Here is a 25,847-nt window from a genome sequence, read left to right as displayed (position 1 = left end):
GAGGCCCAGTGAATATTCTGTTTTTCGTCAGCTCCCTGAACGCAGGCGGCGCCGAGCGCGTCGCTTCCACCCTGGCCAATGCCTGGGGTTTGCGGGGCGATCAGGTCACCCTGGTGCCTACTTATAGTGGAGGAGGCAGCGCCTTTTACCCTATTGACTCCAAGGTGGAACTGGTGTGGCTGGCCCATCGCATGCGCGGTAGCTGGTTGCCCAAACCCTTGGCCAAGCTGCGCGCCATGCGCAAGCTGGTGCATGAAAAACAGCCTGATGTCATCGTGTCTTTTCTGACCAATGTGAATATCAATGTGTTGCTGGGGCTGGGCGGCATGGGCGTCCCTATTGTGGTGGGTGAACGCACCAACCCGGCCTTTAGCAGCAGCGCAGGCAAGCTGCTGCAAAGCCTGCGCCGCCGTCTGTACCCCAAGGCGCAGGTAGTGACTGTGCAAACCCGAGCCAGTGTGGCGGCGTTCCAGGCCATGGTGCCGGGCATGAAGCAGGTCATGGTGGTTCCCAACCCCTTGCCGCAGGCCTTGAATGCCGTGCAGCGCGAGGTGCGGGTGGAGGAGAACCGTCACTGCACCTTGATGGCCATGGGGCGTCTGGTGCCCTCCAAACGTTTTGATGTCTTGATCCGCGTATTTGCAGGCCTGGCCGCCGAGCATCCGGAATGGAAATTGAAAATCTGGGGCGATGGCCCGCAGCGAGCCCAATTGGTGCAGCAGATTGCCATGTCCGGTGCGGGCGATCGTATCGAACTGGCCGGCAAAACCGCTGAGCCCTGGCAGGAAATGGCGCGCTCCCATGCCTTTGTCATGACTTCGGAAGTAGAGGGTTTTCCGAATGTGTTGCTGGAAGCCATGGCCATGGGCCTGCCCGCCGTGACAGTTGATTGCCCCAGCGGCCCGCGCGAAATCAGTTCCGATGGCAAGGATGCCCTGCTGGTGCCGGTAGGGGATGAAGGTGCCTTGACTGCCGCCCTGGCCGAGCTGATGGGGGATGGCGTCTTTCGGGGCGTCTTGGGCCGTCGTGCCGCTGCAGCGGTGCGTCAGCGTTATGAACTAGAGCAGGTTTTGCTTAACTGGGACCAGGTCTTTCAGGCCGCCCGTGGCGGTATCGAAGAGGGAGCCAAAGCATGAGTGCAATGCAGCCAAGGTCGTTCAATCAGGACACAGACGCCGTGGATGACAAGCTGGAAAAAGTAACGCCGCCTTTGCGAGTCGTGCATATTATTGCTGGGCTGGGGCAGGGGGGGGCAGAAACCGTCTTGTTTCGCTTGGTGACGGCGCCAGGTCAAGAAACCGAGCATATTGTGATTTCTCTGGGCGAGGAAGACGTTTTCGGGCCGCAATTGCGGGCTGCAGACATTCCTTTGTACTGCCTGCACATGCACTCGCCGCTGGGCTTTTTGAAAGGTCTGCGATCGCTGACGCGCTTGCTGCGCGATTTGCAGCCCGATGTGGTGCAGACCTGGATGTATCACTCCGATCTGATCGGTGGTGCCGCAGCGCGACTGGTCGGGATTCCGGCTGTGTCCTGGGGTATTCGTAATTCCGGCGCGAATCTGTATCAAGGCAGCCCGAAAGCTCGTATGGTGGCCTGGCTGTGCGCCCGCCTGTCACGCTTTATTCCCAATTTGATTGTGTCCTGCGCAGAAAATGCCGCCCGACGTCACAAGCAGTGGGGTTATCGTGCGGACATCATGGAAGTGATTCCCAATGGCTACGATCTAAGCCGTTGGCATCCTGACCCGCAGGCACGTGAAGAAGTGCGCGAAGAATTGGGCCTGTCACTGGATACGCCTGTTATTGGCAGTGTGGCCCGCTGGAATCCGCTTAAAGATCATCCCAATCTGCTGGCCGCCTTAGCTCGCAGCCTGCACCGTCATCCGGGCTTGCGTTGCCTTTTGATTGGCGATGGCATGGACAGCAATAACGAAACCTTGATGCGCTTGCTGGATCAGCATCAGTTGCGCGAGAGCGTCATCCTGATGGGACGACGCAGCGATGTCCCTCGCCTGATGAATGCGCTGGACGTGCATGTCTTGTCCAGCTCGGCAGAAGGTTTTCCCAACGTGGTCTGCGAAGCAATGGCTGCGGGGGTGTCCAATGTGGTCACCGATGTGGGTGATGCTGCCTTGATCGTCGGTAATGAGGGCTGGATTGTTCCCCCCAGCAATGCTGAAGCTTTGGCAGGCGCGATCAATAGCGCGGTGGATGAACTGGGTGCGCCTTCCTGGCAGGCTCGTCATGAGCATGCGCGTGAACGGGTTGCCCGCCTGTTCTCCCTGGAAGGCATGGTCAAGAATTACACGCAGGCCTGGAAGACCTTGACGGCGCAGTATCCCCCCAAGCGCAAGCGCAGCCGTCAGGCCTTGAGAGCCTTGACGGACGAAACCAGCAAGAAAACGAGCATGCTGATGTTCGTGGTCAATAACCCCGCTTTTTTCCTGTCACATCGTTTGCCTTTGGCGCAAGCCGCTCAACGTGAGGGTTATGACGTGCATGTCGCCACCATGGACGGCCCGGCGGTTGCCGAGATCGAGCGTCACGGCCTGCATCACCATGCTTTGCCCATGACACGCAGCGGGACCAACCCATTGCAAGAGCTGCACACCATTTGGGCTCTATGGCGCTTGTTTCGCCGCGAGCGTCCGGAGCTGGTGCATGCGGTCACCATCAAGCCGGTTCTGTACGGCGGGATAGCAGCGCGACTGGCCGGTGTGCCTGGTTTTCTGGCCGCTGTATCCGGGCTGGGCTATGTATTTACCAAGCGCGACAAGTCCTTTGATCCGGTGCGCTGGATTGCCCTGCAGCTTTACCGCATTGCCTTGGGACATCCGAATAGCCGTGTGATTTTCCAGAACAGCAATGACCGTGATGTCTTGCTGGAAGACCGTGTTGTCAAACGCGATCAGTGCGTCCTGATTCGTGGCTCAGGCGTGGACTTGAATCAGTTTCAGGCTTTGCCAGAGCCCGAAGGCCCGCCCGTTGCCCTGATGGTATCGCGCCTGCTGGTAGATAAAGGTGTGCGTGAGTTTGTTGAAGCTGCACGCATCAGCGCTGCTCAAGGTAGCCCGGTTAAATGGGTACTGGCTGGCAGTCCCGACCCCGGTAATCCGGCCAGTATCAGCGATCAGGAGTGGCAGAGCTGGCAAAAGCAGGGCGTGGTGGAGTGTCTGGGCGAACGTAGCGATATTGCGCAGCTTTACGCTCAATCACACATTGCCGTGCTGCCGTCCTACCGTGAGGGCCTGCCTAAGTCCTTGGTAGAAGCCGCAGCCTGCGGGCGCGCGGTGGTTACAACGGATGTACCCGGTTGCCGTGATGCCATCGAACCTGGCGTGACCGGTGTGCTGGTGCCAGTGCGTAATGCGCAGGCATTGGCGGCGGCTGTGATGGACTTGGGTGAAGATACGGCCAAGCGGCAAGCCATGGGGGCGGAAAGCCGCCGTCTGGCTGAAGAGGCTTTTGATATAGGCCGCATCAGTGAGGCTCATCTGGATCTGTATCAGTATCTGAGCCGTTAAGGCTTTGAATGCCTTGGTCCTGGGCCAAGGCATAAAAAACGGGCTGAACTGCTTGCTGTGACTTAGGGTTGAATCCAAGGTTTCAGAGGCAGTGCAGCTCTTTTTTTATCGCTGTGCTGCCCCAAGGCTGGTCGTCCCGGTAAAAAGTGCCCCCTTGGGGGACAGCAAGCCAAAGTTGCCGCGTGGAGGCATTTTTATACTGCGCTGGAGACTAGAGACTAGAGACTAGAGACTAGAGACTAGAGACCAGCGAGCAGGGATCTGGGTATGAGTGAACTTCCACGGCTTTAGAAAGGCAATGCTGCATCCGGCTTCAAAGCCAGCAGTGCCGCCCGGAATTCTCCCTGGATCCGATCCAGCGCCTCTTGGGACTGGGCCTCAAAACGCAGCACAATCACTGGAGTGGTATTGGAGGCGCGAGCCAGACCGAAGCCGTCCGGGTACTCGGCACGTACACCATCAATCGTGTTGAGCTGATTGGAACTGGGGAAACGGCCTTCTTTTTGCAGGCGGGCAATCAAGGCATGAGGCTCGCCTTCGGCCAGCGGCAGTTTCAGTTCCGGTGTGGACAGGTCTTGCGGCAAGGCTTCCAACTCTGCCGTCGGGTTGTCACCGCGCGAGAGAATCGCGAGCAGACGTGCGCCTGTGTACAGGCCATCATCAAAGCCGTACCAGCCTTCCTTGAAGAACACGTGGCCGCTCATTTCGCCAGCTAAAGGGGCACCCGTTTCGGCCAGTTTGGCCTTGATCAGCGAATGGCCGGTTTGCCACATCAAGGGCTCACCCCCGGCCTTGGCAATTTCCAGGGCGACGTGGCGGCTGCATTTCACGTCAAAAATAATCGTGGAGCCAGGCTCGCGCTGCAAAATATCGCGCGCGTACAGAATCAACTGACGATCAGGCCAGATGATCTGACCCGTTCGAGTCACCACACCCAGGCGGTCAGCATCACCGTCAAAGGCCAGACCCACTTCGCAGTCCGTGTTTTGAACATGGGTGATCAGGTCTTGCAGGTTGTGCGGCTCGGCCGGGTCCGGGTGGTGATTGGGGAAGCTGCCGTCTACATCTTCAAACAGCATGTCCACTTCGCAACCCAGGGCCTTGAACAGGCGAGCAGCCACGACGCCACCCACGCCGTTGCCGCAGTCCAGGGCGATTTTCATGGGACGGGCCAGTTTGACATGTTCGGCGATGGTGCTGACGTACTGGTCCAGCAAGTCCTTTTTCTCGCCAGTACCTGCTTGAGCCGCAGGCTCAATACCGGCTTGCATGCGTTTCATCAGGCCCTGGATATCCTGGCCGTGCAAGGTCTTGCCGGCCATCATCATCTTGAAGCCGTTGTAGTTGGACGGATTATGGCTACCTGTGATGGCTACGCCCGAGCCGGTTTCCAGTACATTGGCCGCAAAATAGACGACGGGAGTAGGAACCATACCCAGATCGACTGTGTTGATTCCGCCTGCCTGGATCCCTTGTTGCAGGGCACGAGACAGAGCAGGGCTGCTGTGGCGGCCGTCGTAACCCACTACCAGGGTTTGCACGCTTTGTTCACGGGCCAAGGCCGCCAGGGCCAGACCTAATTGGTAGGCGAAGTCGGGATTCAGTTGCTCGGGAACGGTGCCCCGAATATCGTAGGCTTTGAATACAGCGGTCGGTAGAGCGGGAATGTGGGTCACTGTCACGTCCTGAACGAATACACAAAGAAAGAAGTTTAGCGCGAATGCCACCGGCTTTCGTGAGTTACCATTAAGAGCTGTAGCGCGACAGCAAGAGCGCCTGATTGTTTTTCTTGAGTGGCTTGGGTCATGACTTTTCTGAACGAACTTGAACAGCGTATTGGTCAGCAACATGTGCTGACAGGACAATCCATGCAGCAGTACCTGGAGGATTGGCGTGGACGCTATACCGGTACTGCCTTGGCGGTGGCCCGGCCTGCAACGACGGAAGAAGTGGCCCAGGTTGTGCGTCTATGCGCGCAGCACCGCGTGCCTATTGTCCCTCAAGGCGGCAATACCGGTTTGTGCGGGGGCGCAACGCCGGACAACAGCGCCACTGCGCTGGTGCTGTCTTTGGAGCGCCTGAACAAGATTCGCAGCGTGGATACCGACAACGACACCATGGTGGTGGAAGCAGGCTGCATTTTGCAAAATGTGCAGCAGGCCGCCCGTGATCATCAGCGTCTGTTCCCCTTGAGCCTGGCCGCAGAAGGCAGTTGCACGATTGGCGGCAATCTGGCCACCAATGCAGGCGGTACACAGGTTTTGCGTTACGGCAATGCTCGTGACCTGACCCTGGGATTGGAAGTGGTGACTGCCCAAGGTGAAATTTTGCATGGGCTGCTTGGGCTGCGCAAAGACAATACCGGTTACGACCTGCGCAACCTGTTTATTGGTAGCGAAGGCACCCTGGGTATCATCACCGCCGCGACCATCAAGCTCTATCCCCAGCCCGTAGCAGCGTGCACCGCTTTGCTGGCGCTCAACACAATTGAAGATGCCGTACAAGTGCTGGCTCTGGCCCGTCAGGGTCTGGCCGCTTCCTTGACGGGCTTTGAGTTGATTGCAGGCAACTGCTTGCAAGCTGTGTTGCACTGCTACCCCGATCAACGCATGCCTTTCCAGGGCCCAGCTGAAAAAGCAGCTTGGTATGCCTTGCTGGAGCTGTCTGATAGCGAAAGCCTGGAGCATGCCCGCGAGCGTTTTGAAAGCGTGATCGGTCAGGCTCTGGAGCAAGATCTGGTGCAAGACGCCGTTATCGCCGAGACCATCGCACAAAGCAAGGCGCTCTGGCATTTGCGTGAAAGCATTCCACTGGCAGAGAAAGCCTATGGGAAAAGCATCAAGCATGATGTGTCCATCCCTGTGTCTGTGATGTCCCAGTTCGTGCACGAGACGGACAAGGCTTTGCAAGAAGCCTTCCCGGGTCTGGAAAACGTGACATTCGGGCACTTGGGTGATGGCAACCTGCACTACAACGTCGCGCGCGGCACGGCCTTCACGGAGGAAGAGCTGCTGAAGCGTCAGGACGAGATCTATGCGCTGGTCCATGACAGCGTGCACCGTTTCCATGGCTCCATCAGTGCCGAACATGGCGTAGGCCAGCTCAAGCGCCAACTGCTGCCCCGTTATAAAGACCCGGTTTCCCTGGCCTTGATGAAGCAGATCAAGACGGCGCTGGATCCTTTGGGGATCATGAACCCCGGTAAAGTATTGCCCGACTGATTGAAGCTACTTGGTGTGTAGATGTTTTTTCGTCCTTATATCGTTGCCAGTGCCGTTTTTTTTACTGTTTTGGGAATCGTTGCGGCAGTGACGATGGGTTCAGCAACGGACCTGTCACTCAGTGCCTATTTCTATGACCCACAAGTCCAGGATTTTTCCTGGCGATTGCAGCCTTTTGTCGATTTGTTCGGGCGCAGGCTGGTGTGGTTCGTTCCTTTTGGCGGCGCAGTGGTATGGACGATCGTGGCCTGGCGGCAGCCCAAGGGTTCCCGCCGCCAACTGGCTTGGGCGGGGGCGGCTTTCTTCATGGGTAGTGGCCCGTTAATGGTAGGCGTCCTGAAACATCTGACCGCCATGCCAAGACCCTTTAATCTGGCCATGTTTGGCGGTATAGAATCCATGCCCACCTACTTCTGGGCGCATTCCTGGGCTGAGGCAGGCAATGCCTTGCCCAGTGCTCATGCCGCATCCGGCTTTGTGCTCCTGTCCCTGTTCTTTGTGGGCGTCATGACAGGCTGCCGAAAATTGGCCGCCGGGGGCTTTGTGCTGGGTATTAGCGCCGGTTTGCTGTTCGGCTTTCTACGCATCATGCAGGGCTACCATTTTCTTAGCCAGGTGCTGGCTTCAGGCGCTGTGCTGGGGCTGTATGGCTGCGTTCTGTTTTATATCCTCTGGTCTTGGGCCAGACATAAGCAATTGCCTGCCTAGTGGCTCTATGAATCTGCAAAAGGGGAATTCAAGTCCCTTTTTTGTTTTTGCGAGCCTGTTTCTATAGGTTTTACGTAACAACACCCCGAAGCCAGGTAGCGGCTGCGGGGTGTTGTTCACAAGCAAGCGTCTCTTGCCAATCAGACCTTCGCAGGTTTTGGTGCCTTGAACTTAAGGCACGGCAGGCAATACTCGACCGGCACATTCACCAAAAGACAGGGTCGGGTAGCCATCTTGACGGCACAGGCCTTTCAAAATGATCTCGTCCTGATCTTCCAGGAATTTACGCTGTTCGCCCCAAGGCAGGTCGATGGGGTTTTTGCCGCCCTGGTTCATTTCCAGCAAGGAGCCTTCCTGACCCTTGGCCGGGCCGGACAAGGTGCCGGTGCCCAGCAGGTCTCCAGTTTGCAGATTGCAGCCGTTGACGCTGTGATGGGCGACCAATTGGGCCACAGTCCAATACGCTTCCTTGAAGTTGCTGCGCGAGAGCAAAGCGGGGTCTTTCTTTTGCTGGCGAGACTGTTCGGTGCTCAGGTACACCTCCAGTTCCACGTCCAGAACGCCACTTTCCTGGTTGGTCTGATCCTGCAAATAAGGCAGAGGCTGGGGATCAGACTCGGGGCGGCTGAAGGGGCGACGGAAGGGAGCCAGGGCTTCCAGTGTCACTACCCAGGGGGAGATCGTCGAGGCAAAGTTCTTGGCCAGGAAGGGGCCCAGAGGCTGGTATTCCCAGGCTTGCAGATCGCGCGCCGACCAGTCATTGAACAGGCACAGGCCAAAAACGTGCTCGTCTGCCTGAGCGATAGGGATACGGCGACCGGCTTCGTTGCCTTTGCCAATCAGAATGCCCATTTCCAGTTCGAAGTCCAGGCGTTGGCAAGGACCAAAATTGGGCTGCTCTTGCCCTTCGGGTGGGCGGGTCTGGCCGACGGGTCGTGGGAATTGCTGGCCGGACACACCGATGCTGGAGGCACGGCCGTGGTAGCCAATGGGTACCCACTTGTAGTTGGGCAGCAAGGGCGCATCAGGGCGGAACTGTTTGCCCACCGCCGTTGCGTGGTGCACGGAAATATAGAAATCGGTGTAGTCCCCAATTTGGGCGGGCAGGGCGTATTCCAGCTTGCTGCGCTCGATCAGCATGGGGCGCAGGCGCGACTCCGCAGAGGAGCCTTGGCGCAAGTCATGTGACAAGGCGGCACGCAGCGCGCTCCAGTATTCCTGGCCCAAGGCCATCAGGCCGTTCAGTGCAGGTTTGACGCAAGCGGCCAGGGCGTCGGCGGCTTTGCCGTGCCAGGGGGTATCGCAGGCCAGCAGGCCCAGGTCCAGCGCGTAGGGGCCAATGGCCACCATGACGCGGAAGTCTTCCTGACTGTCACGGCGACGGGCCACGGCAAAGGGCAGGTTCTGGATAGGGAAACCGTTATCGGCCTCGTTGGCGCCGGGCACCCAGCTTTGCAGCTTGGGGTCGTGAGTGTCATTCAGATAAGGTCGGGTCATGCCTTTTGTTCCGTAGAGAAGTGTTTTTCCAGTCCGTCCCAGACGGCATCGTAATTGGCTTGCAGGCTGTCGCTTTGCAAGGCCTGTGGCGAGGGGCGGATGACTTTGCGGGTCTCGAACATAAAGGCCATGGTACCGCGCAGATAGTCTGCCTTGCTCAAGTCCGCACTGCTGGCTTTGTCAAAGGTGTTGGCATCGGGGCCATGCGGGCTCATGCAATTGTGCAGGCTGGAGCCGCCGGGTGCAAAGCCATCGGCCTTGGCATCGTACACACCTTGGATCAGACCCATGAATTCGCTGGCGAAGTTACGGTGGAACCAAGGGGGGCGGAAGGTGTTTTCCATGGCCAGAATGCGTGGCGGGAAAATAGCAAAGTCCAGGTTGGCCGTGCCGGGTGTGTCGGAGGGCGAGGTCAATACGCTGAAAATGCAGGGATCGGGGTGATCGTAGCTGATCGAGCCGATCACATTGAAGTCACGTAAATCGTATTTATAGGGGGCGTGCGTGCCATGCCAGGCCACGACGTCCAAGGGCGAGTGCGTCAGTTGCGCAACCCAGAAGCCGCCTGTGAATTTGGTGACCAGCTCATGCGGCTCGCTGACATCTTCGTACCAGGCTACCGGTGTTTTGAAGTCGCGGGCATTGGCCAGGCCGTTGGAGCCGATCGGACCCAGTTCGGGCAAACGCAGAGGAGCGCCGAAGTTTTCCAGCAAGTAGCCACGGGCCACATCGTCCAGCAACTCTACCTTGAAGCGGACGCCACGCGGCATGACGGCAATCTCGCAAGGCTCGATTTCCATGATGCCCAATTCGCTGACCAGACGCAGGCGGCCCTGTTCAGGCACGAACATCATTTCGGCGTCGGCGTTGTAGAACACGCGCCGACCCATGGACTGGTTGATGGCGTACAGATGGATGGCAACGCCGCTTTGCGAATCGCTGCTGCCATTGCCTGCCCAGGTATGGACACCAGCCAGAAAATCGGTCGGCTTGCCGGGCAGATTCAGTGGGCTCCAGCGCAGGCGATTGGGGTTGGCCGGGCCTTGTCCGAAGTCTTCGTTCCAGTGGGGAGCGCCTTCAAATGCCGTAAATGCTCCTTGCTTGGCGCTGGGGCGAATGCGGTACAGCCAGGAGCGGCGGTTATCGGCGCGTGGCGCGGTAAAGGCCGTGCCGGACAACTGCTCGGCATACAGCCCGTAAGGGCAGCGCTGCGGCGAGTTGCGTCCCAGTGGCAGCGCACCGGGCAGAGCCTCGGTGGCAAAAGCGTTACCAAAACCAATCTGATAATTCAAAGAGCTCATTAGGGGTCTCCAGATTCAGGCAGCCTGCTCCAGGCAGGTCTGGCGGGCGGCGTCCAAGGCTTGCTTGATCACATCCAGCGAGCCGACATGATTGCACAGCAACAGCACCAAAGCGGCATTCATGGCATGACTTTGTGCTGTGCTCAGGCCTTGGTGGGCATCGATCAACATTTGGTAGAAATCGTCAGCCCGTTCCAGGGGGGTATCGGTATTCAGTGTAGACATGAAGCACTCTCCAGGAAATGGCCACAGGCTTTGTGCAAGGCTGCCTGGACAGCTTGCCCATCCAGATGACGCCAGCGGGCGCACAGGTGTTGATCGGGGCGAATCAGATAGCAGGAACCGGGTTGGGCGTCGTAACGCTGGCGCAGCATATCCTGGCTGTCGATGATCTCTTTCTGGGCCTGGGTAGCGCTGGTGCCAGCAGGCCAGACACGCAGGCGGGTCAAGAGACCTTGGGCGACCAGTTCGTCTACCACTTCAGACTGGCTGGCCTGGCCTTCGCCAAATTCCAGCAGGGTGAAGCCGCTGCCCAATTGACCCAGCCACCAGCCTTGCTGACCGTTTTGTTCTATAGGTGCATCGGGGACGCAGGCTCCTAGCGGTGTGGCCGTGGCGGAGAACTCGTGTGTGTCAGCCGTATTCAAGGGGCTGTCCGGGTAGGCGCTGGGCAAGGACAGGCGGCCGCTATTGACCAGTACACGGGCAAAGGCGTGGCGACGCGCCAGAATCAGGGCCGCATCACGGAACAGGCGGCTGACTTCGCTTTTAGGCGTGATGAAATCTGTTGAACGGCTGGAATGGCGAATGTTCTCGTCTGCAGCCAATTCACGTTCATGGCTGTAGCTGTCCAGCAGGCTGTCGGGAGCCTGGGCATTCAGAACCAGATTCAGCTTCCAGGCCAGGTTGTCGGCGTCCTGGATACCGCTGTTGGCGCCGCGTGCGCCAAAAGGCGAGACACGGTGGGCCGAGTCTCCAGCAAACAGAATACGGCCATGGCGAAAGCGCTGCATGCGCTCGCAAGCAAAGGTGTAAATGCTGACCCATTCCAGCTCAAAGGGGGCGTCGGCACCCAGGAGGGCACGAATGCGGGGCAGCACGTTTTCTGGTTTGACGGCTTCAACCGGGTCGGCATCCCAGCCCAATTGGAAGTCGATACGCCAGACGTTGTCCGGCTGGCTGTGCAGCAAGACAGATTGATTGGGGTGGAAGGGCGGGTCAAACCAGAACCAGCGCTCGGCGGGGAAGTCGGCTTGCATGCGCACGTCTGCAATCAGGAAACGGTCCTTGAATACGCGTCCGCTGCTGCTTTCACCCAAAGCACGGCGAATGGCCGAGCGCGAGCCGTCGCAGGCCAGCAGCCATTCTGCTTCCAGGGTGTAATTGCCTTGCTGGGTTTCTATATCCAGATGCACGCCTTCTGCCTGATTCACCACGTTCAGCACTTTATGGCCGGAACGCAGTTCGATCAGGGGCTGAGCGCAGACTGCTTCGTAGAGATAACCTTCGCAGTAATACTGCTGCAAATTGATAAAGGCGGGGCGCTGGTGGCCTTCTTCGGGCCGCAAATTGAAGCTCCAGACTTCCTGATTGCGGAAAAAAACCTTGCCCACATTCCAGGACACGCCTTTGTCCATCATGCGCGAGCCCACGCCCAATCGATCCCAGATATCCAGGGTGCGTTTGGCAAAGCAAATGGCCCGTGACCCTTTGGACAGCGTGGTGTCGTCGTCCAGAATCACGACCCGGTGGCCTTTGGCCGCCAGATCCAGGGCCATGGTCAGCCCCACCGGGCCGGCACCCACCACCACAACGGGGTGGCGGGCATGGGTAGCCGGTGGGGGCGCTTGCGTCAGCTCCAGGGTCTGGTAATTAATGTCTCCCATTTTCTTTCTCCCTGGCCTTGCGTCTTACTGACCTTCGAGTTGTTTCCACATCTCCAGATCGCGTTCGGCGGTCCAGATGCGTGGGTCTTCGTGGCCGTTGACTTCGTCGTAGGCACGGGACACGTCAAAGGGCATGCAGTGATCAAAAATGACCCAGTCTGCGTAGCGAGGCTTCATGAAATCGTAGGTTTCGCGGTAAATGGTCTTCAGATCTTTACCGGCTGCCGCGCCTTGCTGCACGCTGGAGTACAGGTCTGTCAAAAACGCGCGCGTGCCGGCCAGGGCCTGACGCACTTCGGTGGCGTTTTTCAGTGCCGGGCCACGGCCAGGAACCATTTGTTCAGCTTTGAAGTCTCCCAGACGGTCCAGTGTGCGGGGCCATTCGCGAAAGTAGCAGTCGCCTGCGTACGGGGTGGATTGGTATTCCACCAGGTCACCGGCGAACAGTATTTTCTGCTTGGGTAGCCAGGCGATGGTGTCGCCCTTGGTGTGGCCACGACCCACTTGCATCAGGTGTACTTCCAGATTGCCCAGGTCCACCGTCATATGACCTTCAAAGGTCATGGTGGGCCAGGTCAGGCCGGGAGGAATGGATTCGGCGTTGCGGAACAGGCGGGGGAAACGGCCGATTTCGCTGGCTTTGTCCTGCTCGCCACGTTCCACGATCAGGTCGTAGGTGTCGCGGCTGGCCAGGATTTCCTGGGCGTTGTAGGCCGAGGCACCCAGCACCCGTACGGCGTGGTAGTGCGACAGCAAGACATACTTGATGGGTTTGTCGCTGACTTCGCGGATGCGGCGAATCACGTCTTCAGCCATGACAGGCGTGGCCTGGGTGTCGATCACCATAATGGCCTCGTCACCAATGATGATGCCCGTGTTGGGATCACCTTCAGCCGTATAGGCGTAGGCGTTGTCGGACAGTTTTTCAAAGGCAACGACTTTGTCTTCCAGGTCGTTATGCGAGGCGAAGGACTTGCTCATGAAAATGACTCCACAGTCGATAGGGATGGTGTCAGATTAGTTTATGGTGAATCAGTTAGATATAGGTGAATACCTGAATAGGGTAGGCTTAGTTGGAAAAAAAGCAGACGAGCGCCTGCCTGCCGGAACCGGCATCAGACGCTGTCAGAAAAAAGGGGGAGGGTTTAGCGGCGCTGGCAGCGCGAGCAGTAATAGGTCGCGCGTTGGCCTTGGACTATCCGTTTGATAGGCTGTTGGCAGCGTGGGCAGGGTTTGCCGGCACGCTCATACACATTGGCGTGAATGTCGAAGTAAGCGCCCGGTTCACCACTTGCATTGACGTAATCGCGCAAGGTGCTGCCCCCGGAGTCCAGGGCGGATTGCAAGGTGCTCAAGATGGCCGAGTGCAGTTTTTCGCAACGATGCAAGGAAACTTCACCGGCGGGCAGTTCGGGGTGAATACCGGCCAGGAACAAGGATTCGGAAGCGTAGATATTGCCGACTCCCACCACAATCTTGCCGCCCAGCAGGGCCTGTTTGATGGCGACGCGCCGCCCTTGCAGATGTCGGTGCAGATACTCGGGGGTGAACAGGGGGTCGAAAGGCTCTACGCCTAAAGTACGTAGCAAAAGGTGGTTTTCCAGAGGGCCGTCCCTATGGGCATGCCATAATATCGCACCAAATCGTCGTGGGTCGTGCAGCAGGAAGCGGGCCTCATCAAAGATCCATTCCGCATGATCATGCTTGCGGCGTTCTTCATCCAGATCCACACGACGCAAGGAGCCGGACATTCCTAAATGGACGATCTGGACACCTTGTTCAAAATGCAACAACAAGTATTTGCCTCGACGCGTGCAATTCCGGACGACCTGGCCTTCAATCCATTGCGGCAAAGAGGCAGGCACGGGCCAGCGCAGACGGGGCTCGTGAACCAGGAATTGTCGGACATTTTTTCCCTGGATGACCGTCGCAATTCCGCGACGAGTTGTTTCAACTTCTGGCAGTTCAGGCATGGGGGGGTGATACCATCAACAAATCTGATTCCTTTATTGTGCCATCGGGCGTTTTGTCGCGCGTATCAGGGCACGGGTTTTTCTGGATGAATGCTCTGACCTTAGCACTAAAGCTGGGCCTGATGTCGTTGCTTGCAGCGGTTTCGGTGCAAGCCCAACCCTCACTTCCCATACTCAAGGCGGAGCCGCCTGCTGACAAGATTCGTTTGCGCAGCGGGCAATTGCCTTTGGTCAGCCTGACTTCGGACATTCTGTATCGCATTCTGGTTGCCGAAGTGGCTGCTTCGCGTGGTGAATACGACGTTGCCAGCCAGACTTTCCTGTCTTTGGCGCGTGACACCAGCGATCCTCGCCTGGCTCAAAACGCCTTTCAATACGCCATGGCCGACCGTGATTTGGGTCGTGCGCTGCGTGCCGCTAAAGAATGGGCCTTGCTGGCCCCGAATGATCCCGAAGCTAAAGCAACGGCTCTGGCCCTGGAAGCCTCCAGCGGTCAGACCGAAGGCTTGGCCGATGCCTTGTGGCTGCGTATCTCTCGCGCCCAGGATAAAGAGCAGGCCGTGGTCCAAGCCATGAGCATGGTCAGCAAGATGGTGGATCGCCGTTTGGCGCTGGAAGTGCTGGACAAGGCCTTGCAGCAACCCGTGCGCTCCTTGCCCATAGCCCGTCTGGCCTTGGCGGATACCGCCTGGAGTGCCGGGGACATGAGCCGGGCCGAGCGCGAAGCACGGGAAGCCCTGAAGCTGGACCCGCATTCCGAAGCCGCCGCGCAGCGCGTGCTGGAATACGGTATCAAGATTGATCCTTCGGCTGCCTTGCAAAGTGCACGTATCTTTGTGCGAGCCAATCCGGATAGCCGCAAGTTGCAACTGCTGCTGGCCAACCGTCTGGTAGAGCGCCAGCAGTTCGACGAAGCCCAATCCATCGTCAGCGCCTTGCAACGCGCCAATCCTGAAGATTTTGATCTGCTCTACACCCAGGCCGAAATTCATATTCGTGCCCAGGAGTTTGACCAGGCCCGTAAATTGCTGGAGCAATACATTGCGGTCCAGCAGCAGCGCCGCCAGTCCTTGAACGACGCCGTCAACACGGCTTTGGCCAGTATTTCTGAAGCCCGCTTGTCCTTGGTGCAAATTGCTGAAGCTCAGGGCGATATGAACGAAGCCATTCGCCAGCTGGACTTGATTGAAGAGCCCGCGCTGCGTTTCCAGGCCCAGATTCATAAAGCCGTCCTGCAAGCCCGCCAAGGCAATCTGCCGCAAGCACGTCGTACCCTGGAGAACTCTCGCCCACGCGACATGAGCGAGCAGGTCGTTGTGGCTTTGACGTATTCCTCTATCTACCAAGACAGCGGTCGTACGGACCAGGCTCTGGAAGTGCTGGAGCGGGCGGACCGTGAGTTGCCTGATAGCGCCGAGATCAAATACAACCTGGCCATGTTGTACGAGCAGCGCGCCAAGCACGACAAGTTTGAAACCTTGATGCGTCGTGTTATTGAGCTGCGCCCGGACCATGCCAATGCGTATAACGCCTTGGGCTACACCTATGCGGATCAGAATCGCCGTCTGGACGAGGCCCAGGATTTGCTGGAACGCGCCATGGAACTGGAGCCGGACAATCCTTATATTCTGGATAGCGTAGGCTGGTATCTGTTCCGTGTTGGCGATCTGCAAGCCGCGCTGGAATACTTGCAGCGTTCCTACGAGCGCCTGCCTGAAGCGGACGTTGCCGCCCACTTGGGTGAAGTACTGTGGGTCAAAGGCCGTCGTGATGATGCCATGCTGGTCTTTCGGGCTGGCTTGAGCAAAGACCCCGAAAACCGAACTCTGACAGAAACCATCAAGCGTCTGGGAGTACCGCTGCCGTGAGTATCTTGAAACAGCGGGCTTGGACCCGAGCAGGGGCTTTGGTCCTGGTTGCTTTGCTCAGTGCTTGTGCGACACCGCCCAAATCTGACCTTGGCAGCGTTACGGATGCGTTGCAAGAGGCAAGCGCCTTGTCTCGTTCAGGCCGTTTTGCGCTGAGCGTGACTCATTCCAGCTCGCAGGTCGAAGCCGTGCAGGGTGGCTTTTCCTGGCGCGACGACGGCCAAAAGCTGATGCTGGATTTGAGCAATCCTTTGGGTAATACCTTGGCGCGAGTCTGGGTGTTACCGGGGCGCGCCATTCTGGAACGCACAGACGGTAGTCAGGAAATGGCCTCCCATCCCGATGCCCTGGTTGAACAGGTCTTGGGCAGTCCTGTTCCTGTTGCAGGCTTGCGTGACTGGCTGCATGGCCGCACGGGTAGTGCCCCGGTTCAAAGCGAACGCCGGGATGATCAGCAAAAGCTAAGCAGTTTCGAGCAGTCCGGCTGGCGTGTGACGCTCTCGCGTTACGACGAACAAGGCCCGCGCCTGCTGCAATTGAATCGTCATGAGGCCAATCGCTCCATCAGCGTGCGTTTGGTCGTGGATCAGTAAAGCCCCGAGCAGGTTTGTGTAATGGCGCTCTACAACGTCCCGGCTCCGGCCAAGATCAATCTGTTTTTGCACGTCACGGGTCGTCGTGAGGACGGCTACCATTTCTTGCAAACTGCTTTTCGTTTTGTCGACCTGAATGATTACCTGAGCTTCGTACCACGTAGCGATGGGCAGATCCATCGGGCACACAGTACCTTGAGCGATGTGGAGCCTGAGCAGGATCTGGTGATCAAAGCGGCTCGTGCCCTGCAACAAGCGACGGGCACTCGGCAAGGCGTAGACATCTCTTGTATCAAGAACATCCCTTCGGGAGCGGGGATGGGCGGTGGCTCCAGCGATGCGGCCACGACCTTGATTGCCTTGAACCGTTTGTGGAACTTGGGGCTGAGCCGTCAGGCCTTGATGGATATTGGCCTGCCCCTGGGTGCTGATGTGCCGGTTTTTATATTCGGACAGGCCGCATTTGCGCAAGGGATAGGCGAGCAGTTGCAGGCCATTCAAATGCCGCCACGACACTACATCATCATCCGTCCGCCGCAATTTATATCCACGGGGGAAATATTTACCTCCAAATGCTTGACACGTGATGAAAAACTCATCACAATGACGTTCTTTACTGATTGGCAAGAAAAATTCTGGCAAGCCAAGGACGACAATCCTTATTTTGGCAGAAACAATCTGGAGTCAGTAGCATTCAGTCTTTATCCTGGTTTAAAAAATTTAAAACAGGGCTTGCAAAGATTAAAATTGAATGCTAGAATGACGGGCTCAGGTTCTTGTTTGTTTGTTGAGTGCAGAGACGAACAAAGCGCCAAGACAGGTCAGTTTGAAATTGACCAAAATAGCAGTAAAATAGATTTTTCTGGTAGCGAAGAATCAAATAGTGGTAAATTGCTGGTCGAACAAACTTGGGTTTGTTCAGGTTTGCAAGATCATCCGCTACGCGACTGGATTAAGTAAGTATTTGGGGAATCGCCAAGCTGGTTAAGGCACTGGATTTTGATTCCAGCATGCGAAGGTTCGAATCCTTCTTCCCCAGCCACCTTTCAGGCCTAGCCTGCGATAATGTAAAGCTGTTGAGTCGTTTCCTTGTAGGGGTTTCGATCAACAGCTTTGCTTTTCCTGCATCAAAATCTATCTCCCATCATGGCACAAGACCGATTCATGATCTTCACCGGCACGGCTAATCCTCGCCTTGCTGTCGATGTCGTCAACCACCTTGATATGTCGCTGGGGAAAATGACGGTGGGTCGCTTCTCTGATGGGGAAGCCATGGTTGAAATCAACGAGAACGTGCGCGGTCGCGATGTTTTCGTTCTGCAGCCCACCTGTGCTCCCACCAACGACAATCTGATGGAAATCATGGTGATGGTCGATGCCTTGCGCCGTGCTTCGGCCGGTCGCATCACCGCCGCCATCCCTTACTTTGGTTACGCCCGCCAGGATCGACGCCCCCGTTCGGCGCGTGTGTCGATCTCTGCCAAAGTCGTGGCCAATATGTTGCAAGTGGTCGGTGTCGATCGCGTCATGATGATGGATCTGCACGCTGACCAAATCCAGGGTTTCTTCGATATCCCTGTCGACAATATCTACGCTTCCCCCATTTTGCTGGGCGATATCTGGCGCTGTAACTACCAGGATATGGTGGTTGTCTCGCCTGACATCGGTGGTGTGGTGCGCGCACGTGCACTGGCCAAGCAACTGGAAGTGGACCTGGCCATTATCGACAAGCGTCGCCCACGTGCCAACGTCTCCGAAGTCATGAACATCATTGGTGATGTCAATGGACGCACCTGCATCCTGATGGACGATATGGTGGATACGGCCGGTACGCTGTGCAAAGCGGCTGAAGCTCTGAAAGAGCGCGGTGCCAAGGCGGTTTACGCCTACTGTACGCACCCTGTGCTCTCGGGCGAAGCTATCGAACGTATTACGCAGTCCCAATTGAACGAGCTGGTTGTAACGGACACCATTCCTTTGTCCGCCAAGGCACGTGAATGCAGCAAGATTCGCCAGCTGTCCTGTGCAGCACTGTTGGGCGAGACCATCTTGCGTATCTCCAACGCCGAGTCCGTCAGCTCCTTGTTCACTGATTAAGTTTTTTAGCGTGCGCTGGTCGCGGCGCACGTCAACTTGGTAGTTCGCTACCACTTTCCGCAGTACGTATTCAGCGTTCTGCAATTGGAGTTCTACATGAAATTCACCGCTACTTCGCGTGATGTACAGGGTACGGGTGCGAGCCGCCGCCTGCGTCGCGCTGGCCAGGTTCCAGCTATCGTTTACGGTGGCGACGAACAACCCGTCGTGATCGCTCTGGATCACAACGAGACCTACCACAACCTGCGCAAAGAAGCCTTCCACGCTTCCATCCTGACGATGGAACTGGACGGTAAAGCTGAAAAAGTGCTGTTGCGCTCGGTTCAGTGGCACCCCTACAAGCAGCAAGTTCTGCACGTTGATTTCCAGCGCGTTCTGGCTTCGCAAGCCATCACCACCAAAGTTCCTCTGAACTTTGAAGGTGGCGATGTGTCCCCAGCCGTCAAGCTGAGCAGCCAAGTTATCAGCCACATCTTGACTGAGCTGGAAATCACCTGCTTGCCAGCTAACCTGCCAGCGTCCATCACTGTGGACCTGAGCGGCATGACTGCCAACGCCAACGTGCACCTGGACAGCATCAAGCTGCCACGTGGTGTTACTTACGCTGGTAACGAAGCCAACCCTCTGCTGGCTGCTGCCTTGCCAGTTGGCGGTGGTGCTGCTGCTTCGGAAGCAACAGAAGAAAGCGCCGAGTAATCAAGATTGCCAGCCGGCTTCGGTCGGCTTGCAGCTTGGCGAATCAACCCCTGTCAGCGTATGCTGGCGGGGGTTTGTTATTTGTGCCTGCGCCTTTGCCGGAGCAGGCGCTTTCTGCGAAAACATTCATGTCTGAGCCTATCCGTTTGATTGTTGGCCTGGGTAATCCTGGCCCTGAGTACGAAACCACCCGTCACAATGCGGGCTTTTGGTTGGCAGACCAGTTGGCTGATGATCTGCATGCAACGTTCAACCTGGAAAAATCCTTTTTCTCCTGGGTGGCCAAAGCGCGTTTTGAAGGTGAAAACGTCATCATCGCCAAACCCATTACCTTCATGAACAAGTCCGGGCAAGCCGCCGGTGCCTTGATGCGTTTCTACAAGCTCAAGCCCGAACAGGTGCTGGTCTTGCATGACGAACTGGATTTGCTGCCCGGTCAGGTGAAGATGAAAAAAGGCGGTGGGCACGCCGGGCATAACGGCCTGCGCGACATCCAGTCCGCCTTTGGGACACCGGATTTCTGGCGCTTGCGCCTGGGCATTGGTCACCCTCGCACCTTGGGCCTGGCCCAGCAAGTGGTGAACTTTGTACTGCATACCCCTCGCAATGAAGAGCTGCGCGAGATCGAGGACGGTATGAACCGTTGCCGCGTCATGATGCCTGCTTTGCTGCGTGGCGACTTTGAGCAGGCGACCCGCCAGCTTTACGCGCCCCAGAAGGCTTGACGCATGAAGCCAGCGCCAAGCAGCCAGATGCGTTTCCGGGACGAGCTTAAAGATTTCTTCTATTTTCTGCGTCACCCTCGCAGCGCCCGGCGTTTGCCTGGCAGAGTCCAGGGTGATGGCTGGTATCTGGACTGGTTTGCTCCCTTGCCCTGGAAGCGTCTGCTGCAATGGGCGGGCATGCTTTGGCTGATCAATGCGCTGGTGCTGGGGCCGATCGCAGTCTCGGTAGCGGGTGTGGGTGGTGCGCAGCATCGTCTGGACCCGACTCGTATTCCCTGGGTGCAAGCTATTATCTGGGCACCCATTGTGGAAGAGCTGGTCTTTCGTTTCGTGCTGAGACGGCCGTCACAATGGCTGACGGTTGTTCCGCTGGCAGTGTTCCTGATGTTTCAGGGACCAGGCTGGTGGTTGATACAAGGCTTGCTGGTCTTTTGTCTGGCAATCTGGATCAGCCGTTATACCGGCATGCCACGCCAAGCCTTGCCCGCAGGCAGCAGCTGGTGGCGCAAACTGGTGGGCGCCTTGCAGGGAAGGGCATGGCGCTTTTCATCCATGCGACGCTATTGGCGTTTCTTTCCCTGGGTGTTTTATGGTGCAACGCTGGCTTTTGGAGCGCTGCATTTGTATAACTTCCAACTCAACAGTATGAGCTGGTATTTGCTGCCCATGCTGGTGCTGCCCCAATGTTTGACAGGGTTGGTATTGGCCTGGCTGCGAGTGCGTCGAGGCATTGGTGCATCGATCGTGCTGCATGCCATCTTCAATGGTGGCCCGGTCTTGCTGATTATTGGCCTGCTCAAGCTGTTTGACGGCATTCCAGTCTAGACAAGCCCGCGTCTCAAGGCGCTATCCTGTGTCCCCGGCACGACTGTTCTGATCTGTCTGCAGGCTCTGTAGCGCCCAAGGGCGCTACAATAGCGCATCGTTTATATAACTCTTTGATTTTCAGGATACTCATGGCACTGCAATGCGGCATCGTTGGCTTGCCCAACGTTGGTAAATCCACTCTGTTCAACGCTCTGACCAAAGCCGGCATTGCGGCTGAAAACTACCCCTTCTGCACCATCGAACCGAACGTCGGTGTGGTCGAAGTTCCTGACCAGCGTTTGCAAGATCTGGCCAAGATCGTGAACCCCGAGCGCATTTTGCCTGCCGTGGTGGAATTTGTAGACATCGCTGGTCTGGTCGCCGGTGCTTCCAAGGGCGAAGGCCTGGGTAACCAGTTCCTGGCCAACATCCGCGAAACCGACGCCACCGTGCACGTGGTGCGCTGCTTTGCCGATGACAACGTCATTCACGTTGCCGGTAAGGTTGACCCCTTGGCTGACATCGAAATCATCAACACCGAGCTGGCGCTGGCCGACTTGGGCGTGGTTGAGAAAGCCGTGCACCGTAACCAGAAACTGGCTCGCTCGGGTGATAAAGACGCTGCCAAGCTGGTAGCCCTGCTGGAGCGTATCGAGAAAGCACTGGGAGAAGGCAAGTCCGTGCGTTCGCTGAAGCTGGACGAAGACGAACTGCACCAGATCAAATCCTACGGCTTCATCACCGCCAAGCCCACCATGTACGTGGCCAACGTGAAAGAAGACGGTTTCACCAACAACCCACACCTGGAAGCCGTGCAGAACTATGCTGCCGCTGATGGCGCTCCTGTTGTGGCTGTATGTGCTGCCGTAGAAGCTGAAATCGCTGAACTGGACGACGCTGACAAGATTGAGTTCTTGTCCGATCTGGGCATGGAAGAGCCAGGCCTGAACCGTGTTATCCGCGCCGCCTACAGCCTGCTGGGCCTGCAAACTTACTTCACTGCAGGTGTTAAAGAAGTCCGCGCCTGGACCATCCGCGTGGGCGATACCGCCCCCCAAGCTGCAGGCGTGATCCACACCGACTTTGAGCGCGGCTTCATCCGTGCACAGACCATCGCTTTTGACGACTTCGTAGCCTGCAAGGGCGAACAAGGTGCCAAGGAAGCCGGCAAGATGCGCGCTGAAGGCAAGGAATACGTTGTGAAAGATGGTGACGTGCTGAACTTCTTGTTTAACGTCTAAGCTTCTTGCAAGTGTTGTAGATGTGGCAGGTGCCTGGGATCAGGTACCTGCTTTTTTTTGCTAATATCTATAACACTTAGTGTTATTAATCACGCTTGAGGCCGCGGTGAGAGTTTTCAAAAATGCATGGTTCGAGCGGTTCGCCGGCAAACAGGGCATTGCGGATCTGGCGCTTTTGGATGCAATAACACGAGCAGAGCGTGGACTTGTCGATGCAGATCTAGGCGGGGCCTGGTCAAGCAGCGTGTGACCCGTAGTGGTCAAGGCAAGGCGGGCGGATTTCGGACTTTCTACCGTACAAACGAGCTGGCTTTCTTTGTATATGGCTTTGCTAAAAGTGATCGCGCCAATATTGATGCGGATGAAGAAGCGGCGTTCAAGAAGGCTGCCGCTTATGTATTGGGTTTGTCAGAAGCCCATTTGGCCCAGTTGATCAGCAAGGGGCAATTTACGGAGGTACATGATAATGACAAAAAAATATCGAAGTGAAGCTTACGCAGCAATCCATGAAACGATGCAGGCCTTGCAGGAAGTTGGCGCTATTGACAAACAAACCATGCGTGAGTTTGATGAGTCTTGTTTAACACCAGTCTTGCCTATGACACCTGAGCGCATTCGTGCTTTGCGTGAACGTGAGCATCTTTCGCAGCCTGTGTTTGCACTCTATTTGAATGTCAGTAAAAACCTGGTTTCCGACTGGGAGCGTGGTGTAAAAAAACCGGGCGGCCCAGCATTGCGTTTGTTGACGGTGGTTGAGAAGAAGGGCATTCAAGCAATTGCTTGATTCTCTCTCCGTTGTTTGACCAATCGGTATTCGATCTTCTGTCCAGCGACGCGTTAAGCGTTTGGGTCCTCGGAGCTGGCAGGGCTGCATTGGGGGAGCAGCCTGCTAGTCCCAATGCTTGTTCTATGTCGCTAATACTGCTTATGAAGAGATCTTGTCGAATGTTGGCCTCAGAAAATCCAAACAACCAGTTGCAATCTGCCTTGGCGCTTGTGCAACAAATCCTGAGCCTTGATCTGCAAGCTTTGTATTTGCACGGTTCCGCTGTGGCCGGAGGGCTCCGGCCACAAAGCGATCTGGATATATTGGCGGTCGTTGATGCTCCCCTGTCAGATGAACAGCGTCAGGATCTGATTGCGGCTTTATTGTCTGTTTCAGCCCCTCATCCGGCCACGCCTGGTGGTCCGCGTTGTATCGAGCTGGTGGTGTGTCGTCTGGCAGATCTTCAACGCAATGTTCATCCGGCCAAGGTGGAGTTCATTTACGGTGAATGGCTGCGGGAGGCCTTCAAGGAGGGCTACTTGTCCGAAGCCGCCGCTGATCCTGAATACACCTTGCTTCTGGCCCAGGCCCGCCAGCAGGCGCAGTTGCTATGGGGGAGCGATGTGCTGGCAGATGTTCCGGCTACACCGATCGAGCATATACGCCAGGCAATGCGGGATGGTGTAGATCCCTTGTATGAAGGGCTGCGTGGAGACGAGCGCAATGTTCTGCTGACTTTGGCGCGCATGTGGCGAACAGGTGTTCATGGGGATTTTGTGACTAAAGAGCAGGCAGCAGAGTGGGCTATTCCCAGGCTGTCCGAGGAGCTGGCCAAGACCTTGGAATATGCGCGTCTGGCGTATGTCGGTGAGGTGCTTGATCGCTGGGACACAAGGGGCAAGGAAGCAGAGCGTTTGGCGCAGGCACTACTTGGGAACATTAAGCAGGTTTTGTAAGAGTGCGCCCTGAATTTGGCCCTCGGTCCCACCGCTATAAGTGGTTGTCGTTCAGATAGCGGGAAAGCGCCACTTATGTTTTGCGCCGCTACCAAGGTAGCAATCTCCAGCCTTCTTCACTAAATTCCAGCCGTTCCGTCAGCCCAAGATTGTTCATGAAGGCATCGTCGTGCGAGACCACCATCAGCGTGCCCTGGTAGCTGCTCAACATGGTTTCCAGGGCCAAGGTTGAAGGCAGATCCAAATGGTTGCTGGGTTCATCCAGAAGCAGCAGTTGTGGTGGAGGATCTGCGTACAGCACGCAGGCCAGGGCGGCTTTCAGGCGTTCGCCACCGCTCAGGGCAGCGCTGGGGCCGGTGACTTTTTGGGCGTCCAGTCCCAGCTGTGCGAGACGCATGCGTAAATCGCCCTCGCTGCTTTTGCGGTTGACTGCCTGTATTTGTTCCAGCACGGTTTGCTGCGGGTCCAGATCGGCCAAGCCCTGATCCAGGTAAACATGTTGTGGCACTATTTTGCAGTGGCCAGCAAGGGGCTCCAATTGGCCTGTAATGACCTTGAGCAGCGTGGATTTGCCGCAGCCGTTCGGACCTATGACTCCTACTCGTTGCTGGCCGCTTAACAGCAGTGTGACCAGGGCTTGGTTGGCCGGGACATAGGGGAGCTTCACCTCATCCAGTTCCACAACGCGCTGGCGGGTCAGCGGCATCAAGGGCAGGGCGTGCAGATTGATAGCGGTGTCCTGCTCGATCAACTCGGCAGCCTCCTGTACGCGTTGTGCCAACTGCTTTTGAGCCGTCACGTGTTGCTGGCGCAGCTTGCCGGTGGTGGCTTCACTGCGACCTTTTTGCCTGTCCAGCAGGATTTTGGCCTGATTGGCCTGCTTGCCCTGTTGATTGCCGCGTGCCTGTCTACGCTCCTGACGTTGACGCTGCTCTTGCATGGTGCTTTCTGCGCGCTGACGCTCCAGCTTGCGGTGCTCCAGCTGGTCCATGGCGCTTTGCTGCTCCAAGGCTTTCTGCTCGGCGTAGTGGCTGTAATTGCCGCCATAGCTACGCAGCCCCAGGGAAGACAGCTCCACAGTGCGCTCCATCGTGTCCAGTAGTTGGCGATCATGGCTGATGACCAGCAGGCCGTGGGGCCAGTGTCGTAGCTGCTCAATCAGCGCAAGCCGGTTGTCGCGATCCAGGTGGTTGCTGGGTTCATCCAGAATCAGGAAATCGGCCTGAGACAGCAAGGCATTGATCAGCGACACCCGCATGGCCTGGCCGCCGCTTAATGTTTCGGCAGGCGTCTCGGCAGTCAGATGACCCAGGCCATTGCGCTCCAGCGCTTCCTGCAATTGCTGTCGAATATCCCAACGGTCTTCGATCAGATTGAAGTCTTCTACGGCGCTACTGCCGGATTCAATCCGGGCAAGGGCGTCCAGTGCCGGTCCTACGCCCGCCAGATCGGCGACGCGCAAGCCGCTGACAGAAGCCACTTGCTGCGCCAGATAATGCACTTTTCCCGAGCGTAGGCAACGGCCGCTGCTAGGCTGAATTTCTCCGGCCAGGATTCGAGCCAGAATGGTTTTGCCTGCACCGTTGCGTCCGACAAGGCCAGTGCGCCGCGAGTCGAAGGTTTCGTTCAGTTGGGAAAACAGGGTCTTGCCTTGCGGCAAGGTATAGGACACGCCTTCCAGCGTCAGATAAGGATTCGTCACGCGTCATGCTTCCATTAATGCCAGGAACTCCCCCTGAGTCGTAGTGGGGGCGGGTGGAGACTGGCCGTCTAGGGGACGGCGGCATTAGTGGCGCATTGGACGAATACCTCACGGGAAATGAATCGAAGCCACACTATAAAAGCATTTTGCCGGGAAGGTAAAGCCGGTCGGGCTTTCAAGGGAGCCATGAAGGTCGTGTGATTCCAACACAGGAGCGGGTTTGGGCTCAGAAGCCTGGGCTTGTCTCACAGTTTTGGGATCTTGTTTTACAAGCTTCAGCGCGG

At 57.0% G+C, this 25,847-nt stretch carries 22 protein-coding genes, 1 tRNA gene and 2 pseudogenes; 17 read left to right on the top strand and 8 right to left on the bottom strand.

What is annotated here, in order from left to right:
• Positions 1 to 8 precede the first annotated feature (8 nt).
• The 3 genes and pseudogenes from N879_RS06890 (at position 9) to N879_RS20900 (ending at position 3,526) form a co-directional block, all read left to right on the top strand.
• Positions 9 to 1,136 (top strand): glycosyltransferase family 4 protein, encoded by a 1,128-nt coding sequence (locus N879_RS06890; RefSeq protein WP_009461098.1) that lies wholly within the window; start codon positions 9 to 11, stop codon positions 1,134 to 1,136.
• Positions 1,133 to 2,203, top strand: a pseudogene (locus N879_RS20905) (glycosyltransferase family 4 protein); the annotation flags it as partial. The gene N879_RS06890 and the pseudogene N879_RS20905, both read left to right, overlap by 4 nt.
• A 207-nt stretch (positions 2,204 to 2,410) precedes the next feature.
• Positions 2,411 to 3,526 (top strand): glycosyltransferase family 4 protein, encoded by a 1,116-nt coding sequence (locus N879_RS20900; protein ID WP_031232434.1) that lies wholly within the window; start codon positions 2,411 to 2,413, stop codon positions 3,524 to 3,526.
• A 287-nt stretch (positions 3,527 to 3,813) separates the two neighbouring features.
• On the opposite strand, the gene N879_RS06880 is transcribed toward N879_RS20900, so the two are convergent.
• A complete protein-coding gene (locus N879_RS06880) occupies positions 3,814 to 5,202 on the bottom strand; it encodes a phosphomannomutase/phosphoglucomutase (RefSeq protein WP_009461096.1) in 1,389 nt (462 codons plus the stop codon).
• A 129-nt stretch (positions 5,203 to 5,331) separates the two neighbouring features.
• On the opposite strand from N879_RS06880, the gene N879_RS06875 reads away from it, so the two are divergent.
• Together N879_RS06875 and N879_RS06870 are read left to right on the top strand one after the other, a co-directional pair.
• The gene (locus N879_RS06875; protein ID WP_009461095.1) at positions 5,332 to 6,747 is read left to right on the top strand and encodes an FAD-binding oxidoreductase; all 1,416 of its coding nucleotides are present in this window, start codon (positions 5,332 to 5,334) and stop codon (positions 6,745 to 6,747) included.
• A gap of 21 nt (positions 6,748 to 6,768) precedes the next feature.
• Positions 6,769 to 7,455, top strand: coding sequence for a phosphatase PAP2 family protein (locus tag N879_RS06870; RefSeq protein ID WP_009461094.1), 687 nt, complete (start codon positions 6,769 to 6,771; stop codon positions 7,453 to 7,455).
• Between the two features lie 171 nt (positions 7,456 to 7,626).
• On the opposite strand, the gene fahA is transcribed toward N879_RS06870, so the two are convergent.
• The 6 genes from fahA to mutM form a co-directional block, all read right to left on the bottom strand.
• Positions 7,627 to 8,952: a fumarylacetoacetase gene (gene fahA, locus N879_RS06865; RefSeq protein ID WP_009461093.1), complete on the bottom strand. Its 1,326-nt coding sequence runs from the start codon at positions 8,950 to 8,952 to the stop codon at positions 7,627 to 7,629.
• Positions 8,949 to 10,253, bottom strand: coding sequence for a homogentisate 1,2-dioxygenase (gene hmgA / locus N879_RS06860; RefSeq protein ID WP_022983248.1), 1,305 nt, complete (start codon positions 10,251 to 10,253; stop codon positions 8,949 to 8,951). The genes fahA and hmgA overlap by 4 nt, the downstream gene beginning before the upstream one ends.
• A gap of 15 nt (positions 10,254 to 10,268) precedes the next feature.
• On the bottom strand, positions 10,269 to 10,478 hold the full coding sequence (locus tag N879_RS06855; RefSeq protein WP_009461092.1) for a DUF2783 domain-containing protein: 210 nt from the start codon (positions 10,476 to 10,478) through the stop codon (positions 10,269 to 10,271).
• A complete protein-coding gene (locus N879_RS06850) occupies positions 10,466 to 12,139 on the bottom strand; it encodes an FAD-dependent oxidoreductase (protein WP_009461091.1) in 1,674 nt (557 codons plus the stop codon). Before N879_RS06850 ends, N879_RS06855 begins: the two co-directional genes overlap by 13 nt.
• 24 nt (positions 12,140 to 12,163) lie before the next feature.
• Positions 12,164 to 13,120: an MBL fold metallo-hydrolase gene (locus N879_RS06845; RefSeq protein ID WP_009461090.1), complete on the bottom strand. Its 957-nt coding sequence runs from the start codon at positions 13,118 to 13,120 to the stop codon at positions 12,164 to 12,166.
• Between the two features lie 164 nt (positions 13,121 to 13,284).
• Positions 13,285 to 14,112, bottom strand: a complete 828-nt coding sequence (mutM, locus tag N879_RS06840) for a bifunctional DNA-formamidopyrimidine glycosylase/DNA-(apurinic or apyrimidinic site) lyase (RefSeq protein WP_009461089.1) — start codon at positions 14,110 to 14,112, stop codon at positions 13,285 to 13,287.
• A 122-nt stretch (positions 14,113 to 14,234) separates the two neighbouring features.
• Between mutM and N879_RS06835 the strand changes: the two genes are divergently transcribed.
• The 12 genes and pseudogenes from N879_RS06835 (at position 14,235) to N879_RS06780 (ending at position 23,861) form a co-directional block, all read left to right on the top strand.
• Positions 14,235 to 15,980, top strand: a complete 1,746-nt coding sequence (locus tag N879_RS06835; protein WP_230940630.1) for a tetratricopeptide repeat protein — start codon at positions 14,235 to 14,237, stop codon at positions 15,978 to 15,980.
• 2 nt (positions 15,981 to 15,982) lie between these two features.
• Entirely contained in the window at positions 15,983 to 16,573 is a 591-nt protein-coding gene (locus N879_RS06830) for an outer membrane lipoprotein LolB (protein WP_128831687.1), read from the top strand.
• A 21-nt stretch (positions 16,574 to 16,594) separates the two neighbouring features.
• Positions 16,595 to 17,533: a 4-(cytidine 5'-diphospho)-2-C-methyl-D-erythritol kinase gene (gene ispE / locus N879_RS06825; protein ID WP_009461086.1), complete on the top strand. Its 939-nt coding sequence runs from the start codon at positions 16,595 to 16,597 to the stop codon at positions 17,531 to 17,533.
• 5 nt (positions 17,534 to 17,538) lie between these two features.
• A tRNA-Gln gene (locus N879_RS06820) sits at positions 17,539 to 17,615 on the top strand.
• 104 nt (positions 17,616 to 17,719) lie between these two features.
• Positions 17,720 to 18,670: a ribose-phosphate pyrophosphokinase gene (locus N879_RS06815; RefSeq protein ID WP_009461085.1), complete on the top strand. Its 951-nt coding sequence runs from the start codon at positions 17,720 to 17,722 to the stop codon at positions 18,668 to 18,670.
• Positions 18,671 to 18,766: 96 nt separating this feature from the next.
• Positions 18,767 to 19,366 carry a 50S ribosomal protein L25/general stress protein Ctc gene (locus N879_RS06810; RefSeq protein ID WP_009461084.1) on the top strand — a complete coding sequence of 200 codons (600 nt, stop codon included), beginning with the start codon at positions 18,767 to 18,769 and terminating at the stop codon, positions 19,364 to 19,366.
• 128 nt (positions 19,367 to 19,494) lie between these two features.
• Positions 19,495 to 20,091 carry an aminoacyl-tRNA hydrolase gene (gene pth / locus N879_RS06805; RefSeq protein ID WP_009461083.1) on the top strand — a complete coding sequence of 199 codons (597 nt, stop codon included), beginning with the start codon at positions 19,495 to 19,497 and terminating at the stop codon, positions 20,089 to 20,091.
• A 3-nt stretch (positions 20,092 to 20,094) separates the two neighbouring features.
• Positions 20,095 to 20,916: a CPBP family glutamic-type intramembrane protease gene (locus N879_RS06800; protein ID WP_009461082.1), complete on the top strand. Its 822-nt coding sequence runs from the start codon at positions 20,095 to 20,097 to the stop codon at positions 20,914 to 20,916.
• 131 nt (positions 20,917 to 21,047) lie between these two features.
• Positions 21,048 to 22,139, top strand: coding sequence for a redox-regulated ATPase YchF (gene ychF / locus N879_RS06795; RefSeq protein WP_009461081.1), 1,092 nt, complete (start codon positions 21,048 to 21,050; stop codon positions 22,137 to 22,139).
• A 79-nt stretch (positions 22,140 to 22,218) separates the two neighbouring features.
• Positions 22,219 to 22,628: pseudogene (locus N879_RS20965) on the top strand (type II toxin-antitoxin system RelE/ParE family toxin).
• Positions 22,606 to 22,923, top strand: a complete 318-nt coding sequence (locus tag N879_RS06785; RefSeq protein WP_009462341.1) for a helix-turn-helix domain-containing protein — start codon at positions 22,606 to 22,608, stop codon at positions 22,921 to 22,923. Before N879_RS20965 ends, N879_RS06785 begins: the two are co-directional and overlap by 23 nt.
• A gap of 161 nt (positions 22,924 to 23,084) precedes the next feature.
• On the top strand, positions 23,085 to 23,861 hold the full coding sequence (locus tag N879_RS06780; protein WP_022983245.1) for an aminoglycoside adenylyltransferase domain-containing protein: 777 nt from the start codon (positions 23,085 to 23,087) through the stop codon (positions 23,859 to 23,861).
• 88 nt (positions 23,862 to 23,949) lie between these two features.
• Here N879_RS06780 and N879_RS06775 read toward each other — a convergent pair whose 3' ends face one another.
• Positions 23,950 to 25,563, bottom strand: a complete 1,614-nt coding sequence (locus tag N879_RS06775; RefSeq protein WP_009462345.1) for an ABC-F family ATP-binding cassette domain-containing protein — start codon at positions 25,561 to 25,563, stop codon at positions 23,950 to 23,952.
• Positions 25,564 to 25,847: the final 284 nt, after the last annotated feature.

It is taken from the genome of Alcaligenes sp. EGD-AK7, assembly GCF_000465875.3.
GTDB lineage: Bacteria > Pseudomonadota > Gammaproteobacteria > Burkholderiales > Burkholderiaceae_B > Alcaligenes > Alcaligenes phenolicus.
The sequence above is the reverse complement of the archived record's forward strand: the minus strand, read 5'-3'. Positions and strand labels throughout refer to the sequence as shown.